Genomic DNA, 15,320 nt, shown 5'->3' on the forward strand with positions numbered 1-15,320 from the left:
AGAAGAAAGTAAAATGCAAACACCAGAGGTAGGAAGAACAGGATAAATATGTGTGAGTTAAATAGCATTTAGCCTTTAACCTTCTTCATCAAATTCAGCGACGGTATCATGGAGCAACGCGCGAACCTGATCTCCATCAAAGTTGTCGGCTGCTTCTCCCATACTTTGAAGCAAAGACCTTAATTCCGTTGTATAGGCTACGACATCCTGTTCGTCAGCCTTGAGAACCATGATCTTTTCATGCTCAGTGCGAACGATGTCTTCGCCCTCTGTGATGAGTTCTTCATATAGCTTCTCGCCTTCACGTAGCCCTGTGAATACGATTTCGATATCTTTGTCAGGTTCTTTTCCGGAAAGTTTGATTAAGTCACGGGCCATGTCGGCTATTTTTATAGGCATTCCCATTTCAAGGATGAATATTTCTCCGCCTTTAGCCATCACTCCTGCTTGCAAAATAAGCTGAGCTGCTTCGGATATGGACATGAAATAGCGAGTTACGTTTGGATGAGTAACTGTTACCGGGCCGCCTTTTTCAATCTGTCTACGGAAAAGTGGCACAACGGAGCCCGATGATCCCACGACGTTACCGAATCTGACCGCCATAAATGTAGTCTTGGAGTTATTGAAAAGACGCATGAGCAGTTCGGTTACTCGTTTGGAAGCGCCCATGATGTTCGTCGGCCTGACTGCTTTATCTGTAGAAACAATAACGAATCTATCTACGCCGTGTTTATCCGCCGCAGTCATAACATTTTTGGTGCCCAGTATGTTGTTGTTAACAGCCTGCCACGGATTGCGTTCTACCATAGGAACATGCTTGTAAGCAGCAGCATGGAAGACCGTTTGCGGTTTGTGTTCGCCAAAGGTGCGATCAAGAAGTCTTGAATTTTGAACAGAGCCGAGCACTGTTACATATTCATGAAATTTCATTTCGTGATGCAGTTCCATTTGAATGGAATAAAGATTGGCTTCACTTGCATCAACCAGAATAAGCTTGGCTGGTTTAAAGCGCACAACTTGTCTAACCAGCTCAGAGCCGATAGAGCCTCCGCATCCTGTGACAAGCACTGTTTTGCCGGAGATGTATTGATTAATGCGTGTTGTATCGAGCTGAACAGGCGAGCGACCTAGAAGATCTTGATAGCTGACATCGCGCAGAGCTTTGATGCCGACTTTACCGTTAATAATCTCATCCATACCGGGTAGGATCTTGTAAGGTAGACCCGTCTCTTTGCAGCTATCAATTATATTGCGCATCTGTTCACCGGAGGCTTCTGCTACAGCAATCAATATTTCATTTATGCACTTATTTTCAATAATATTAGGCAGGTCGCTAAGCGATCCCAGCACAGGAATGCCGTGGATAGTTCTGCCGCGTTTGGTGTGGTCGTTGTCGATAAAGCCAACCGGAGCAAACCTTAGTTGCCCACTTCCCATTATTTCGCGAACAACTTTCTCTCCGGCCCGGCCAGCACCTATGATTAGGGCGTTGTGTCCGTCGACAGGACATGAATCCTGTGAATAATGAGAACCATTTCCCTCACGATATGAATAAAATGAGCGGATAAGGATTCTTACACCACCAATCATGAAGACGGTAAGCATCCAGTCTATGATGAAAACTCCGCGAGAAAATCCACCGAAGCCAAATTTATAAAGAACGATAGTCACAAGGATCAGTGACTGTAGAAAAGTCGCCTCAAGGATATGCCAGAGGTCACGAAGCCCGGTGTAACGCCACATTCCTCTGTATAAACCAAGTCCGAAAAATACAGAAACTTTGATTATGACTGAATATTTTAAAATCTCTAAAAATTGGGTGGAAGCGTATGCAGGAAGCTCAAAATCAAAGCGGAAGAGGTACGCCCCGTAAAACGCAACGGCGAAAATAAACATGTCCAAAAGGACCATAAAGTAGAAATTGGCATTACGTAGGTTATGCAACATCTATAGTTTACCGCACTTTTTGATAGCTTCCACTGCCCTGTCGAGGTCAACTTGCGTCATGGCTGTTCCGCAAGGCAAACACAGGCCTCGTTTGAACAAGTCTTCGCTTACTTTGCCACCGAACGATTTGCAGTCTTTAAAGAGAGGTTGCATATGCATAGGTTTCCACACAGGGCGGGACTCAATATTTTCGTCTTCAAGTCTGAGTCTGATTTGTTCAGGATCAGCACCAAACGTATCTTCATCGATCAAAATTACAGTAAGCCAACGGTTGCATTTGCCATACTCTGCTTCGGGCATGAATGAAATTCCGGCGCATCCTTCAAGCTCATTTTTATAGTAGTCAAAAATTTCGCGTTTGCGGGTAACTCTGTCTTGGATAACCTCGAGCTGTCCGCGTCCAATCGCTGCCACAACGTTACTCATGCGGTAATTATACCCGAGTTCATTGTGCTCATAATATGGGAGTGGTTCTTTTGCCTGTTGAGATAGCCAACGAGCACGATCGATATACTCTTCGTTGTCGGACGCGAGTAAACCGCCGCCGGATGTAGTAATAATCTTATTGCCGTTAAAGGAATAAGCCGCCATAAGCGCACGTTTTCCCGCATGTTCACCCTTATAAGTCGCGCCCACGGATTCAGCAGCATCGACAATTAAAGGAATACCGTGCGGTTCCAAAATTTCTAAAATGCGATCATAATCAGCGCATTGGCCATACAAGTCGGTGGGAATCACCGCTTTAGGTTTTTTGCCAATGGAAATATAGTAATCAACAGCTTCGGCAAGCAGATCAGGGTCCATATTCCATGACTTATAGTCAGCGTCGATGAAGCAAGGTTCTGCTCCAAGAAATTTAACAGGGCTGACGCTGCCAATAAAAGTTAGCGATGAAGCAAGAACCACATCATTCGGCTGAACATCCAGAATTCTGAGCGCAAGGTGAAGGGCCGCAGTTCCGCTCGAAAGGGCAGCACAGTGTGCAAGGCCGGACAGCTTAGAAAAATCTTCTTCAAATCCGTTAACTTGCGGCCCAAGAGGCGCAATAAAGTTACTGTCAAAGGCCTGCTTGACGAAATCCTGCTCGGTTCCGCCCATGTGAGGAGGGGAAAGATATATGCGATTATTACTGCTTGCGGACAATTTCAAGCTTCCTTTTTAGTATAAAATTCAAAACCACCAACGGGTCTGATATTATATTTCAGTGTTTTAGTATAGTATGAGGTGCGTCTGTTGAAAGTGTCTGAAATTATTGTTTAAATATAACTACTATCGCTGTATTTTTAGCTTTTTCGCAGGCATTCCAGCCGCAGTCACGCCATCTGCTATCTTACGGTTGGCAGTTGATCCTGCCCCAAGCATTGCTTTATTACCTATTTTTACACGCGGAAGAACCGTTGCACCAATGCCGACCATCGATTCTTCGCCAACAGTAACTTCGCCGCCTAGAGTAGAACCCGGAGCAATGTGTGAATGTGGGCCGATCACATTATGATGCTCAATGGTACTATTCGTATTGATGATCGTATTATCTTTAATCTCAGCGCCAGTATTAATAACCGCGCCCGCCAATATCATGCAGCCTGCGCCAATTATCGCCGAAGGAGAAATGACAGCCGATGGATGAATAACCGTAAACAAAGTCTCACCCGCCTCGGTAAGTTCTGCAAAAATGCGCTTACGAAGGCCATTATTACCAAGCGCAATTACAACGCCGTCATGTTCTATATCGTTCAAGGAAGAGTTGCCGCCTGGAACAGGAATACCAAGAATATCCGTACCAATAACCGCAGGATTCTCGTCCAAGAAAGCAACAGGGTCAGCATCAGGCATCAACAAAAGAGCATCAGCAACAACCTGACCATGCCCACCTGCACCTAGTATGATAACTTTTTTCATTATATATGCCTCCGGCGGCTTAAGAGCCTTTTTGAAAAAAGGTTCTTAAGGATCTCCCAAAACTTTTAGTATTTAAGAAAGTTATGGTCTTTTAAGAAAGTTAAATTCGTAAGCAATTAAAACAGTACTTAATGTAAAAAGCAAAAATATTCCGAGCTACTCCAAAGACAAACCTATTAAAAAGTTTTGGGAGCCTTGAACCCTTTTTCCAAAAGGGTTCGAGCCGCCGGAGGCATACTACTTATCCTCATTTCCCATAAATTCACGAGCGGTAGCGTGTCCGGCTTGGCTTATTCCTTCTCGTTTGAAAACTCGTGCAACGGTCATGAAAAGTATTTTGATATCGAGTTGGACGGTATGGTTGTCTACATACCAGACATCTAGCTTGAATTTATCATCCCATGAGATGGCGTTACGTCCATTTACCTGCGCCCACCCTGTTATGCCGGGTAGTATGTCATGTCTGCGGGCTTGTTCTGGATTGTAGCGCCCAAGGTATTGCATAAGTAAGGGGCGCGGCCCTACTAGTGACATGTCGTCGAAAATTACGTTTACCAGTTCAGGCAGCTCATCAAGGGAGGATGAACGTAGAAAGCGGCCTAGTCTGGTTAGCCTTTCGGAGTCAGGAAGTAGGTTGCCATTCTCATCTTTAGCGTCAGACATGGTCTTGAACTTTAGGATATTGAACGGTTTACCGTGCATGCCGGGTCTTCTTTGTAAAAAGAAAATGCCGCCGCCCATTTTACGGTGAATAGCGACAGCTACAATCACTAAAATCGGGAAAAATATTATGAGGGCGGGGATTGCCACTGCTAGGTCGAAAGCTCTTTTAAGTGTCATATATTAAAGTCCCATTGCATTCATTATGGTCGTATTGACCTTATTAACATCATATTTATGTGCGGCTAAATCACAACTTTTTCCGCCCATTGCGCGGATAAGCTTAGGCGAAGTTATAAACTTTTCCATGGCTCTTTTTAGGGCTGGAACATCCTTAACCGGAACCATGAAGCCATTTTCACCGTCAATAACAGTTTCGCGGCAACCGGGGGTATCTGTTGTGACTATTGCTCTACCAGTGGACATGGCTTCCAGTACGGAACGTGGAGTTCCTTCTCTGTAAGATGGTAGTACATATACTGAGCAGTTTTCAAGTTCATCACGCACGTCATCTACAGGGCCGACGCAATCGACTCCGGCGGCTTTCCATTCTTCAATGACCTTTTCACTAATGGAGTCAGGTCCCGGGTCATGCGGTCCTACAAGTCTGAACTGTGCTTCGGGATACTTTTTCTTCAAGATCATCGAAGCCTGAGCAAATTCGCGTACGCCTTTTTCTTTTAGCAATCGCGAAATACATAAAAAGACAGGTGCATCGCGCTTAATGGGCATGGTGCAGAAATGGTCGAGGTCAACGCCTGAACCATTTGTAATAACATTTTTTTTGTTACGCCCAATTATGCCAAGCTCAATAAAAAGATTTCGGTCATCAGGATTTTGAAACATTACGCAGTTATTTGTGGCGAGTCCACAGCGGTACATGTTCTTAACTAGCTGAAACAATATCGCGCGCTTGCCGCTGGTTTCACCGAAAGCATATCCAAGCCCTGTGATCATAGAAAAAATAGAGGGAACGCCAGCCATCTTGGCCGCGAGAGAACCGTAAATTACAGGCTTAATGGTGTACGAAAGAACTGCATCAGGCTTAATATCACGCAAAATTTTGAATAGAGAATAAATCGTAGTCAAATCACGCACAGGGTTCATTCCAGTCCGTCGAATAGGGGCGGGAACATACTTAATACCCATGGCGGCAAGTCGAGCCGGAACATCGGGACTATCCGCAGGCGCAATACCATAAACCTCATGCCCTGCATCCTTCATGGCGCAAAGCATGGAGCCTCGGAAATTTATAAGCGATGGACCATACCCACCAATAACAGCAACTTTCATAAATATCTCTTTAATATACTGGCATTTATTTGAAAATTCAGTCCAACCCCAACTAAAAAGTTTTGGGATTCCTAAACCCTTTTCCCAAAAGGGTTTAAGCCGCCGGAGGCATCCCCCCCCTACGATATATCCCAGTGATCCATCCATGATTGAAACACTAAAATATTCCAGATTCTGTACTGGTTATCTTTGGTCCCGCTCAGATGTTCACGCCATGCTTTTTGTACAGTTCGCCCGTTGAAATACCCATCATCTGCGATTCTTTCGGGCGATAACAACTCTTCGGCCCATTCGCGGAGAGGTCCGCGCAGCCAGTCGCCTATCGGTATACCAAATCCCATTTTTGGACGTTCTATGAGATTCTTGGGTACGTGCTTGTATAGGATTTCGCGAAGCGCGTGCTTGCCTTGCCCATTCTGCGTTCTAAGATGCATGGGTAGGCGCTGTGAAAATTCTACTATTTCGTGATCGAGGAACGGTGCACGGGTTTCGAGACTTACAGCCATAGCCGCACGATCTACCTTGGTCATGATATCGTCAGGCAGATAGGTTGCTGCGTCCATGAACTGCATCCAGGCGGTCAGATTTTTGGTACTTGGTTGTCTTGAATAATTCTGGAACGGGCTGACGGTTTCTCTGCCGCTCATTACGATTGTTTCAGGATTCAGCCAGTTTGATGTGAGTGCGGAGTAATATTCTGATGCGGAATCTGCATCCATGACATTAGCTAGTTTGTGTAATTTCTGGCCGGGCAATCTCATGTGCAGTTTTTTGGGGATGATAGGCTTAAGCACATCGACTATTTCATCTAGATCTGCGGGAGTTATGCCGAGAATTGCTTTGGCGGCGATGGAACGTAAGGAAATTGGAATGCGCTCGAGATGCTTCCATAATGAACAGCCTCTGAAATGGCGATTGTACCCCGCGAAAAGTTCATCTCCTCCATCTCCTGATAGGGCGACTGTTACGTGATCGCGAGTCATGCGCGAGACTAGATGCGTTGGAATTTGCGAAGCATCAGAGAAAGGTTGATCCCATATTTGTGGGATAGAAGGGATTATTTCAAGCGCGTCTTTAGGCGAAACGTATAGCTCGGTGTGCTCGGTTCCAATGTGTTGGGCAACTAGTTTTGCGTCATTGGCTTCGTTGTATGCTTCGTCGTCAAACCCGATGGTGAAGGTCTTTACGGGAGCGAGTGCGCACTGTTGCATTAGTGCAACTATTAATGATGAATCTATTCCGCCGGAGAGAAATGCGCCAAGCGGAACGTCAGAGATCATCTCTCTTTCAACCACTTTTAGGAGCAGGTCTTCGAGGGTTTCGATTATTGCGGAATCGGGCGCAGTGAAAATTTTACTTTCTGCTTCGCGTGCAGAGTCGAGTAGTGACCAGTATTCAGCGGGATCTGAAACTGTTCCATCTTGGGAAACGCTCAGCCATGTGCCGGGCATGAGGCAATAGACGTTTTTAAAAATTGTACGCGGCGCGGGAACGTAATGATAGCGCAGGTATGAAGATAGCGAGTTGCGGTCTACTTTCCTTTCAAAATTTTCGCATGCCATGAGAGCTTTTAGCTCGGATCCGAATAGGAATTTATTGTTTTGCGTGGAATAATAGAGCGGCTTTTCCCCCATGCGGTCACGTGCTAGAAACAGCTTTTTCTCGTCGCGATCCCATAGGGCAATGGCGAACATTCCACTGAAGGATTTAAGGGCTTTTTCAAATCCCCATTGCTCGATGGCTTCAAGCATCACTTCGGTATCGGAATGGCCTCTCCAACCTTGAAATTCCGTTGTTTTTTCAAGCTCGGCACGCAGGTCTTGATAATTATATATCTCGCCGTTGTAGGACGTGACAAATCTACCGGAACGGCTGGTCATTGGCTGAACGCCTTCTTCCGTAAGGTCAATGATAGCAAGGCGCCGATGATCAAGGCCTATGCCTGATTCCGGGTCGGCCCATTGGCCTGAACCGTCTGGCCCTCTTGTGCTTTGGGCAAAGCCCATGTTCTTGGCTATTTGTCTTAGCTGATCAGAATTGGTGCTTTTGGAAAAATCAATAAGTCCGGCGATACCGCACATGCAGGGTTACCCTCTTGTAGTTTCCGCGAATTTGAGTCTGCCTTTACCAAGCAGATCATGGAGATGGATCATGCCGGAAACTTTACCGTCTTCACCGACAACGGGAAGAACGGTAATTTGTTTGGCTTCCATTAAATCAAGGGCCTGTGCTGCAGACATATCAGGCGTAACCCGCAAAGGGTTTATAGCCATAACGTTCGAAGCGGGGGCGGAAATATCTAACTTGTCAGAACAGATCAGCCTGCGAACATCTCCGTCGGTGATTACACCAGATAGCTTGCCTTCGTTTGAGGTGAGGGCAACAAGTCCGAGCTTACCTTGGTCAAGGAGGTTCAGAGCTTCTGAAAGCGGGTTGTTCTCTGGCGCGGAAGGTATGTTGTCAGTGTGCATAAGCTCACTGATGCATAAGGTCAGCCTGCGTCCGAGAGTTCCGCCGGGATGAAATTTTTTGAAATCGATGCTGTCGAAATCTTTGTGATCCATAAGACAGACAGCAAGAGCATCGCCTAAAGCCAATGCTGCGGTGGTGCTGGCCGTAGGAGCTAGCCCGTGAGAACAGGCTTCGCATGGCACTTTTGCTTCGATCACAACGTCAGAAAGTGAGCCCATTGTGGAATCACTGTTTGCGGTGATGGAAATGATCTTTGTATTGAAGGAGCGAATTGCCGGAAGCAGAGAGTTTAGTTCATCAGTTTCGCCGCTGTTGGATATAGCTATGACTACATCATCAGCGCGGACCATTCCTAAATCGCCATGCGCGGCTTCAACAGGATGCAGAAAAAAGGATGGAGTGCCGGTGCTGGACATGGTGGCGGCTATTTTGCGGCCCACAAGCCCAGATTTGCCCAGTCCGGTGATGATTACGCGTCCTTTGCAACCTGCCAGCATTTCGACAGCTTTTGCAAAGCCTAGGCTTAAATTTTCTCTGATGGACGCAAGCCCTTTTTCTTCAATTGCGAGAACCTCGCGGCCTCGCTCAATGAAATCAGACAGTTGTTTATCCGTCATTATTCAAAATTCCTATTTTACGAGGGTCGTCAGGTCGAAGATTGGACCCATAATTGCGACAACGATAAAAGCGACGAGCATACCGATAAATAAGAGCAGCATAGGCTCAGCTAGCGCAACGACACGTTTCATGAAGTTATCTACATCGCGCTCAAAAATGGTTCCCATGCGTTGTAGAAACTTACCAAGCTGGCCTGATTTCTGCCCTGCTGTAAGGGTGAGGATGTAAATGTCCGGATAAATTTTCTGTTCGGCAAAGACTGCGCTGAGAGTACGTCCTGTAGCAACTTCTTCTTTTGCCTCAGCTATTTTCTTTTTGAAGAAAGATGATTTTACCGCTTTGGCAGAACTTTCCATTCCCTGAACAAGGGGTATTCCTGCATCAAGCTGAAATCCTAAAATACCAGAAAAACGGGCGAGGGTACTTTTTTGGACGAGCGGTAGTTTCCAAAGTATGGAGTCAATTTTTTCTTGGAATTTAGGGAGAGATTTATACGCACTTATAAAGGCGAAAATGATAGCTGCCGGAATAATGAGGGCCATAATACCAAGGTCACCGACCGTATTTCCAAGCGCCACGACAATCTTCGTAGAGGTTGGAAGTTCACCTTTCGAGGCTTGGAATATGCCAGTAATTTTTGGCAGAACTTCGGAAAGAAGAAAGTATACCGCGCCAAGACCAATCATAAGAATTACGCACGGATAAACCATGGCGGTCATAAGTCTGCCGCTGACCTCAGCACGCTCTTCTTCGTATTTGGCAATGTTTTCGAGAACATCGCCGAGTTTACCTACAGATTCTGCAACTTGCACCATCCCGACATATACAGGCGGAAATAGTTTTGGATATTTGTCCAGACAAGACGAGAAACTTTCACCGGACTGAACCGCGTCTCTGATTTCCATCCATATGCGGCTGGCAAAACCGGAGGTCATACGGGACATCATATCTAATGCTTGCGCAAGGGCGGTCCCGCTTTGCAGTAAAATTCCTAAGTAGTAAAATGATTCGCCAAGCCTGATTTTGCCACCCATTGTAAGTGACGAAGCCAGAGATTTGGTAGCAGAAGGTTCTTTTTGAGTGGATTTAACCTGCTCAAGACGCAAGGGCATGAGCCCCTTGCTTTGCAAGGTCGCAAAAGCTTTGGATTGTGAGGAAGCCTCAACAAATCCTTTCTTTTTTTTACCTTCGTTCGTTACGGCTCTATATTGGTAAGTTGGCATTCCTGCTTATATTCCTACTTGAGTTCGACAACTAGTGAGAGAATTTGGCCCTTGCGTTCTACATCGATGTAGATTGCTGAAGCTCCGGCCATTGAACCGTAAACTTGAAGTAGTTTGGTCGGGCCGGTGATCATTTCACCGTTGACGCGCATAAGAACATCACCGTTTACAAGACCCAGTTTGCGGAGCAGTGAATTTTGCTTGATATTCGTGATGCGGAAACCTTGTGTTTTACCGTTTTTGCTGTTTGGTTTAAAGAGAGCCTGACTGAGGAATGCGTTAGGATCTTCAAGAACTGCAGACGCTTCTGCTTTATCTATGACGAGTTTATTGGTTTTGCCTCTGACAAGCTTTAGGGCTTGAACTTGGTCCCACATAGCAACTTTCTTTTCTTCGCGTCCAAATTTCCAGAGAACATATTGAGGCTTGATTTCATCAAGAGTCCAGCCTTCGTGTTCATCTCCTTCACGCAGTATAATTGTTTCGTCTTTAATTCTAAAGACCGCCATGTCCACTTCTCCAGTTATGATACCGACAAGAGCCCATGTGGTAGGTGTTACAGTCGCTTTTTTCTGAATTTCAGCAGGGTTATCGAGTCCCAAGATATTGCGTTCAAGAATAATAGCTGATTCTTTTGCAATCCTGTCTGCTGCAGAAGATGTGAAAGATTCTCCGAGAATAGGAGCGGTTGGGGTCGGCAACGGAATATATGACGCGACAAGGTATGCAACAGCTAACCCGAAAGTCAGCGGCCATATCCATGCCGGAAATTTTGTAACTTTAAACTCCATATTTAGTGGATATCCTACTATTATCTTATCTTAAATTTAATGAATTAATTCTATTGAATTAAATAGGTTAAGACCGTTTTATTGAGTTTTCGTATTGATCATCTGTTTCAGCATAGGAATGGTAGTTGTTTTTAATCCACTTGTCCATACCCTTGGTGTCGTGGTAAATGTCTAATCTTATTAGTTTTTTTCTTACGCTTTTGGCTGAGTTATAATAGAAGAGACGCACCTTCCGTGACAGTCTTGCACTAAATACGTTTTGAGTGCCTTTAACTTTGTGGATGTTCATGCCGGGGGTAGCTGAGTCTTGAACATCAAAACGGATTAGAGTTTCGATGACTTTCTTGAAAAGCTTGAACTGGGTCGAGTATACTTTTTCAAGATCGGCAACAAAGCTGGGCATCGGCTGACTTTTGGTCAATAGAGATTCGAGAATCTCGGATACTTTTTCAAATCCTTTGGTGCTGCTGCCTGTTTTGTCTTCTCTGGTAAGCTGTTCAAGCCTGCGCTGTTCATCCTGAAGTTCTTCAACTTCTTGCTCTAGAAGATGATGGTATCCCTTAACTTCTTCCATCTCATCGATAAGAGTATTGATTGTTTCAGCACTTTTTTTACTTTTTCCAAGGTAAAAGTGAAGCATGCTTGTGAGGTGGACTTCAGTTACCGGCTTAGGGATGAAATATGTGAAAACATCAGATTGCGCTTCATCTGTTGCCTCTGCGTCCATTCCAGTTAATAGAATTACGGGAATGTATGGATATTCTTCGCGGATGAAGGGGAGTATATCAACTCCGCTTAAGCCCGATCCTTCGAAATGAACGTCTAGGAGGATGACGTCAGGTTCATCTTCGGATTCTTTTAAGAAGGCCAGAAAAGATACTGGATCATAAAATGATTCATGTTTTTCGAGCATTCCAGACTCTTTCAAAATGGATACCGTGTATTCGTGTAAGCGTGGGTCATCATCCGCTAATACGAAAAAGAGTTTTTCCTGAACCGGGGTCATGCTGTTTCTCCTGCGGGGATAGCCCCTGCTGGGCCAAAGGTTCCGAGAGGTATAAGTATACACACTTCAAGCCCTTTAGAGCCTAACTCTTCAGTGTTTAAAACCGAAATATTAAATCCCATATTATCTCCAAAAAACTTAACAAACATAGTGCCCTGTCCCATCGCTTTCCCCTGCCTCTTTGCCGAAGGGACCGCTCTTTTGAAAAGATCTTGCAGGCTATCGTCCGGTACGCCTCCGCCTGTGTCCAGAATTCTTATTCTTGCATTTTTGCCATCTATATCAGCGATAATGGCAATACGGGGGACATACGTTTTGAATTCAGCACTACCTTGTCTAAGCAGCTCTATTTGCCGTAGTTCCATGGCGGTTTGACTATTCCTGAAAAGGTTAAGCAGGATTTCCCATGTTTTATACCTGTCTATAAAAATTTCTTCTACCCTGCCATCCCACCCTTTAAAATCAAAGCTTGCATCAAGTCTTTTTTGAAAATGTTTTTTATCCTCGTCTAGTTTCTTTTCGAGTTCTTTTGCCAATTCATCTAATTCAATTAGTTGCGGCTTAAAGGACAGTCTGTTTTCAAGACCTCTTAAATGTTCAACTATACTCTCTTCGAAGGGAGTTACGATTTGGTTGTAAAGTTCACGTTCTTTTACTTTTGGCAAATCATTTATGATGGTATGAATTTGTGATTTCCATGAATTCTGGAGTACCATCAATTCATCTTTTACCATATTAGCTTGCACAATCATATCGCCGGTTAATTTTTCTGTGGCGACCATGAGTTCAAGTTGTCTTCTTTTTTGCTGCTCATTTCGAATCGATTTTTCGCGATTACGTTTTTCTGTGTCTGCCGGAGATTTCCTTTTGGTCATGATGAACATAAAGATGATGGCTACGACATACAGTATCATAAAAGAACGGCTTAAAAATAATTTTGATGAGAAACTGCCTGTCATGTAAAGCAGGCGCGAAAATATAAAAGCAAAAAAGATATTAAAAAAGCCTACATATGTCATTGTTTCTCTGCCGCCGATGCGCCACGAGAAGTAAAGGGATGAGACAACCAAAACGATGCAGAAAATATAGTGGCGAATTGGACTGTCCACCATCATGTCGAAAAAAATATAAGCGAAAATATAAAAAACAGACAGAACAGGTAGTCGCCAACTTCCGCTTTTCATAGAACCAAACAACAAAGTGCTTAGCTCTATGATGCGGCCTGACAGACTTTGTTTGCTCTTTATTTCGAATTTGTTTTTTTTACTTCTCATGTGAACAGCCTGAGGTTATCCTTTTTTTTAGTAAACCTGATGGGTTCTTTTGCCGTAATACTGCCTTATGAGCAAGTAAGGAATTTTAGATCTAGCTTGACATTTATATTCACTATCTTAGAAACATTATCAAGCGCCTAGGCTTAAGCAGATTAGGCAATTTCAGGTATATTAGATTGATTTGAAATACTTAGTTATGTAGAGGTCGCTTCATTTGCTGTCTTAAAATAGAATCAAAGGACTGGTGGTTTAATATGAAAAAAGTTTTTTATTTATGTTTGTTAGTGGTCTTCGCAGGTCTTTTTTCAAGTTGCTCGGGAACAGGCAATGGGTCTCTTGATACAGGCGAGCCTCTGTTGATTGCCGATGATAACCTCGATGTGACTCAACTTGCAGGAAAACGTCCTGTAACTCTTACTGAGCTTGTCCAATACTCAGCCGAGCAGCAGTATTCGTCTTTGGACAGTATTTACAATCGTCCTCCTGATGATATGACTAGAAGTTATTATGTGCAGCTTAGTGAAAGTAACGAAATTGTGCACCTCGATGAGCACGTTACTAACCTTGTTCAAAAGGGAGATGTTCTCGCTTCGGGTCATCAAAATGGGTTAATCCGTATTTATGGTGGGTCTGGTTGCTCCGCTGTGCAAACTGCATCTGATCCTGTAACTGGTATTTCGTGGTTTCCAAAATCTTCTATTCTCGCTGCGACTTCGGGCAATAATGCTTTTGTTGAAGTATTCAGGGTTGATACTTGCTCCAGAGTTGTGGCCGCAGATGTAAACAGTACTATTGAAAAATTTTCTATTTCTCCGAAAGGATCGTGGCTTGCCATGATTGATAACGCCCGCAGGCTCTGGGTTGGACCTCCTTCTGGGCCATTTAATCAGATTTTCAGGTTTATGCATGAGCCGCTGATGCTTTCCTTTTCAGATGAAGAGGGACTTTTAATGGCAGTTGATGTTACTGGTGATCTTAACATGTGGTCTCCTTTAAAGAGGACGAAAATTTTTAATAACAAAATTCAGGGTGGTCCTTTTGAATTTGTTAAGGCGGACGGACCATATCTCGATATGACCACGGAATCTGGAGACAGGTTCCGCTGGGATGTCGGACAGCGTAGACGCTCGGCCTATCATGAAAATATTAATAATTTTTACTTAAAAAATGGTGTTGTTTCATACCGTTCACCGCGCAAGAGATTGTCCCGCAAGGTGTTTTTTAACCCTGTTTCTATTGAAGTTTTTAGGTCTGCATCAGCCAAAGCTTACCGGGTGAATGACATTGATGGTGAGATGAGATATTATTCATCCGTTACCGGAGAGCCTCTTGAAGGAGTTCAGGATTTAGCTGATTGGAAAAAAGTTACTATTGGCAGAGACTTTACTTTTTCAGAAAGAGGACGCCCATTTGTTCTTGCAGAACCCATCGCACAGCGTGAATTTCAACGGTTGTATTGTCGGTTCATACCAAGTAAGGGATATTTTTTGTGGTGGGATAAAGTAACGCGCCCCGATGATTATTTCAAATCACGCGGTATGCTTCCTCGCCGTTTAGGTCTTTCCGGCCAGTCTCCGCTTAAGTGGGAGCCGCTTGAAGTCGGGAAAATAGATATTAGGGATATTAATTAATAGATTCAATTTCAAAATATTAGCAGAGGCGAAAATGGAAAAAAGGGAAAATAGAATTTTGGAGAGCAAAAAAGCTCAGCGCGGGTTCAGTCTTATCGAACTTATGATCGTAATCGTTATTCTTGGTCTTTTGGCATCCATGCTTGTTCCTAAAATTATGGATAGACCAAACGACGCTAGAGTTACTAAAGCTCAGATGGATATGAAGGCTTTAGGCTCTGCTTTAAAGCTTTATAAGCTTGATACCGGAAGATATCCTTCCACTGAGCAGGGTCTTAAAGCTTTGATTGAAAAGCCTGATACACGCCCAGTTCCTCGTAATTACCGCAAAGGTGGATATCTTGATTCTACCGTAGCGCCAGTTGATCCTTGGGGTTATGATTATATTTACAGAAGTCCGGGCGAAGATGATCGAGATTTTGAGATTATTTCTCTTGGCGCAGATGGAATGGAAGGCGGCGAAGATTACGATGCCGATATCAACAGTTGGGAATAGATCCTAGTTC

13 protein-coding genes are annotated in these 15,320 nt (G+C 44.2%); 2 read left to right on the forward strand and 11 right to left on the reverse strand.

Translation table 11 applies throughout. The annotated features are described in order from the left end of the window. Positions 1-75 precede the first annotated feature (75 nt). The 11 genes from BR06_RS0110155 to BR06_RS0110205 form a co-directional block, all read right to left on the reverse strand. The gene (locus tag BR06_RS0110155; RefSeq protein WP_031482585.1) at positions 76-1,947 is read right to left on the reverse strand and encodes a polysaccharide biosynthesis protein; all 1,872 of its coding nucleotides are present in this window, start codon (positions 1,945-1,947) and stop codon (positions 76-78) included. Then, positions 1,948-3,090, reverse strand: coding sequence for a DegT/DnrJ/EryC1/StrS family aminotransferase (locus BR06_RS0110160; RefSeq protein WP_031482587.1), 1,143 nt, complete (start codon positions 3,088-3,090; stop codon positions 1,948-1,950). It lies immediately after the preceding gene. Positions 3,091-3,216: 126 nt separating this feature from the next. Next, a complete protein-coding gene (locus tag BR06_RS0110165) occupies positions 3,217-3,846 on the reverse strand; it encodes an acetyltransferase (RefSeq protein ID WP_051677003.1) in 630 nt (209 codons plus the stop codon). A gap of 237 nt (positions 3,847-4,083) precedes the next feature. Further along, complete coding sequence (locus tag BR06_RS0110170) at positions 4,084-4,686, reverse strand: sugar transferase (RefSeq protein ID WP_031482591.1); 603 nt, start codon at positions 4,684-4,686, stop codon at positions 4,084-4,086. Positions 4,687-4,689: 3 nt separating this feature from the next. Next, entirely contained in the window at positions 4,690-5,799 is a 1,110-nt protein-coding gene (locus BR06_RS0110175; RefSeq protein ID WP_031482593.1) for a glycosyltransferase family 4 protein, read from the reverse strand. Positions 5,800-5,918: 119 nt separating this feature from the next. Beyond that, positions 5,919-7,880: an asparagine synthase (glutamine-hydrolyzing) gene (gene asnB / locus BR06_RS0110180; protein ID WP_031482595.1), complete on the reverse strand. Its 1,962-nt coding sequence runs from the start codon at positions 7,878-7,880 to the stop codon at positions 5,919-5,921. Positions 7,881-7,886: 6 nt separating this feature from the next. Further along, positions 7,887-8,888 (reverse strand): KpsF/GutQ family sugar-phosphate isomerase, encoded by a 1,002-nt coding sequence (locus BR06_RS0110185; protein ID WP_031482596.1) that lies wholly within the window; start codon positions 8,886-8,888, stop codon positions 7,887-7,889. A 12-nt stretch (positions 8,889-8,900) separates the two neighbouring features. Beyond that, on the reverse strand, positions 8,901-10,112 hold the full coding sequence (locus tag BR06_RS0110190; protein WP_031482598.1) for a type II secretion system F family protein: 1,212 nt from the start codon (positions 10,110-10,112) through the stop codon (positions 8,901-8,903). A 14-nt stretch (positions 10,113-10,126) separates the two neighbouring features. After that, entirely contained in the window at positions 10,127-10,903 is a 777-nt protein-coding gene (locus BR06_RS0110195) for a type II secretory pathway component PulC-like protein (RefSeq protein WP_031482600.1), read from the reverse strand. A gap of 67 nt (positions 10,904-10,970) precedes the next feature. Further along, positions 10,971-11,909, reverse strand: a complete 939-nt coding sequence (locus BR06_RS0110200) for a response regulator (RefSeq protein ID WP_031482601.1) — start codon at positions 11,907-11,909, stop codon at positions 10,971-10,973. Then, complete coding sequence (locus tag BR06_RS0110205; protein ID WP_031482604.1) at positions 11,906-13,183, reverse strand: ATP-binding protein; 1,278 nt, start codon at positions 13,181-13,183, stop codon at positions 11,906-11,908. The genes BR06_RS0110200 and BR06_RS0110205 overlap by 4 nt, the downstream gene beginning before the upstream one ends. Positions 13,184-13,437: 254 nt before the next feature. Between BR06_RS0110205 and BR06_RS0110210 the strand changes: the two genes are divergently transcribed. Both BR06_RS0110210 and gspG read left to right on the forward strand, forming a co-directional pair. Beyond that, positions 13,438-14,814 carry a WD40 repeat domain-containing protein gene (locus BR06_RS0110210; RefSeq protein WP_031482606.1) on the forward strand — a complete coding sequence of 459 codons (1,377 nt, stop codon included), beginning with the start codon at positions 13,438-13,440 and terminating at the stop codon, positions 14,812-14,814. 34 nt (positions 14,815-14,848) lie between these two features. After that, positions 14,849-15,310 carry a type II secretion system major pseudopilin GspG gene (gspG, locus tag BR06_RS0110215; protein WP_031482607.1) on the forward strand — a complete coding sequence of 154 codons (462 nt, stop codon included), beginning with the start codon at positions 14,849-14,851 and terminating at the stop codon, positions 15,308-15,310. The last annotated feature ends 10 nt before the right edge of the window (positions 15,311-15,320 follow it).

Source organism: Maridesulfovibrio frigidus DSM 17176 (assembly GCF_000711735.1).
GTDB lineage: Bacteria > Desulfobacterota > Desulfovibrionia > Desulfovibrionales > Desulfovibrionaceae > Maridesulfovibrio > Maridesulfovibrio frigidus.